Source organism: Actinophytocola sp., assembly GCF_036555685.1.
In the GTDB taxonomy this organism is placed as follows: domain Bacteria; phylum Actinomycetota; class Actinomycetes; order Mycobacteriales; family Pseudonocardiaceae; genus Actinophytocola.
Genome location: NZ_DATBKY010000063.1, coordinates 1 through 2,718, shown reverse-complemented (window position 1 = coordinate 2,718; position 2,718 = coordinate 1). Strand labels below are relative to the sequence as shown.

Below are 2,718 nucleotides of genomic sequence, written 5' to 3'. Positions count from 1 at the left end.
GGGTGCCGCGACGGACGTCAGTGGATTCTTGGCGGCAAGAGCGAACGGCTCGGCCGCCATGCCGTCGACCGTCGAGGATGTGTTTTTGACCTTGTAGATAACCGACCCGGACCCGACGCCTCGCACCTGCTCCACATTGTCGATCGAGCTGGTGCTGGAGCCCTGCTGAGTCCCGCCGCCGTACTCGTAGAGGTCGAGATTGGACAGCGTCAGCGCGGTCGGCACGGCGGTCTGATCGGCGTCGCCGATGACCCGCCGGTTCCAGACGAGAGTCGCCCGATCGCCTGCACCGACGGTCGCGCGATAGAACCGAACGCCCTCCGCACCCACCCCATCGGCCACGAAGTTGGTCCGCTGTTGATAGGCCGAGTCGAGGTTGAGCTCACCCCAGCCCCAATCCTGTTGCCAGGTGCTTTGCGTGCCCATAGCCGACGCTGGGGTCAGTCGCCCCAGCGTGGTCGAATCGAGCAGGATCGCCTTGACGACCAGGGGGTCTGTCAGCCCTGCGCCGTAGAGGAGCGCAGCCGCGCCGGCGACCTGAGGGGACGCAAATGACGTGCCAGTGTCGCCGCGCTCGAGGCGATTGTTGGTGACGTACTGCTGCTCGAGGACGGTCATGTTGCCGTCGTTCCCACCGGCGGCGATGGCCACGAGGTCTGGTTTCTTCCGGCCTGCCGGCGATGGCCCTTGACTCGAAAAGTCGGCGACCGCATCGTCGGCGGTTGTTGCGGGGTCATTCACACTGACTCCGCCAACGCAGATGACGTCATAGGCGATACAGGTGTTCGTGATGTGCCCTGATCCAGTTCCCTGAAGACCGTCGTTCCCCGAGGGTTCGGTCTGAATTGCCCCGAAGGCAGAGGTGAACTTGTCGAGGTTGCGCTCGGACGTCGAGTCGTCCGCGCTTGTGTAACCGCCGTGGCTGTCGCTATGGACGTACGAAGGGTGGGCCGCACCCGGCATCGAGTGATCGCAATCCCCGATGGGAGGCTGCGCATACCCGAACGCCCATAGCCCGCTGTCGTACCCACACACGGCTCGGTCGGCCATCGTCCCGAAGTCCGCGTCCAGCACGTACCCGACGCCGTACGCGACGCCCTTCTCGTTGGCCATGTCTGGCGTACAAAGTCCGCACGTGGAGTTGCCTCTGGCGACCGCCATACCCGCGACCTCGGTGCCGTGCCCGCAGCCAAACGCCTGGCCGCACTCAGTTTCAGCGGTTGTGTTCAACGGTCGCTCGAAGGCGACTCCCTGAAACAGCGGCTGTGTCTCGTCGATCTTGTCGTCCATGACGGCGAGGTTCGCGGCCACGGGGTCCGCGCTGCCCGTCCCGCCGGTGTGGTTGTTGCTCCACCACGTGGGCGCCCCGACCGCCGCGGTCTCATTCGCCAGCGCACCCATTGGTTGCTGAGTTGGCGCCGCCGTTATTGAGGCGACCCCAGCACGAGCGGCAAGAGCGGCCAGCCGACCTCTCGGGACGATTGCAATCAGCGTCGGTCCGACGTACTGCACTGCGACCACTCTTCCGCCTGCTCTCCGGACCGCACCAGCACTGTCGGTCAGGATGTCGGCCGTCAGCTTTAAAGCCGGCGTCACCCGGCTTGCCGCGGCGCGACGAGCGGCCGCATGCCGGGCGACAACGCTTGCACCAGCCCCATGGGCGCCGTGGTGGAGCGCGGCGACCTCAGACCGCGTTAGCCGCCCGCTCAGGACGTGGGCTACCTCAGGGTTGGCAAGCGTCCTAGCGAGCGGGTCACGCGACACCGTTATCGCCACCCGCACATTGGCGGTCCGGCCTCGGACGAGGCTTTGGCTCAGACCGCGGGTCCCGAACCGCTGCGGCGGCCTGGTCCGTGGCTGCGAAACAGAGCTGCGCGGGAGAGCCGAGGCAACTACTGGGGCGCCCAGGCCGACCAGCAGCAGGCCGAGAGTCGCGGCTCGTCTCGGCATGCGCACGGCAGCCGCCCTCCGGGCGGTCCGGTTTCGGACTTGACGACGATCCCTGTCCACTGCGGTCCTACCCAGGTGATCGACGGAACTCCGCTCAAATGAAGTCCACCATCAGATTTTCGGAAGGCAAGCGGGGCCCGACGAGTATCGGGCCCCGCTTGCATCTCATGTTGAGGTGCCCCTCAGCCTCCCCTGACGGTCACCTTGACCACCTTGGAATAGCCGAGCCTGTACGGATAGCTCGCCTCGCGTCGTATGCGGACCCGGAACCTGTAGGTCACGACGCCGGTGGTGGCCTCAAAGCGGTAGGTGTACTTCCACCCGCCCTTGGCGTTCGCGCGAGGAGTTGCGAACGTCCGCCACTTGTGGCGATAGAAGGCCTGGAGATCCATGATCTTCAGCCCGTGGACCACGGGTCGGCCGATCGTGCCCGAGAACCGCACCCGCTGCCCGTTCCGCACGTTGTGCTTATTAGCTCTCAACGTCGAGCTCGCCGGCACATGCAACGTGACTTCCGCCGCGGCAGGGTGGAGCGTTTCGGTGCCGTCGAACTGGAACCGGATCGTCCGGCTTGCGCCCTTCGGCGCGTGGTAATCGAATTGCCCCGCCGCGTTGCTGCGGAGAGTGGCAATGCGAACCAGCTCCTGACCCGAGGCGTCGAGCCGTTGGTACACGTCGATCGGCTGGCTCGCGATCGGCCGCCCGTCCAGCGAGCGCAGCGTTCCCTTTACTAGTGCCGACTTGCCGTATGGAACGGTCATGGTCGAA

The 2,718-nt window shown here is 65.9% G+C and carries 2 protein-coding genes; both read right to left on the bottom strand.

From position 1 onward, the window contains the following. Positions 1-1,290, bottom strand: a 1,290-nt coding sequence (locus VH969_RS06950; RefSeq protein ID WP_331972190.1) for a S8 family serine peptidase, incomplete at its 3' end; no start/stop codon positions are given. Positions 1,291-2,132: 842 nt separating this feature from the next. Then, the coding region (locus VH969_RS06945) for a hypothetical protein (protein ID WP_331972187.1) at positions 2,133-2,718 on the bottom strand (586 nt) is incomplete at its 5' end.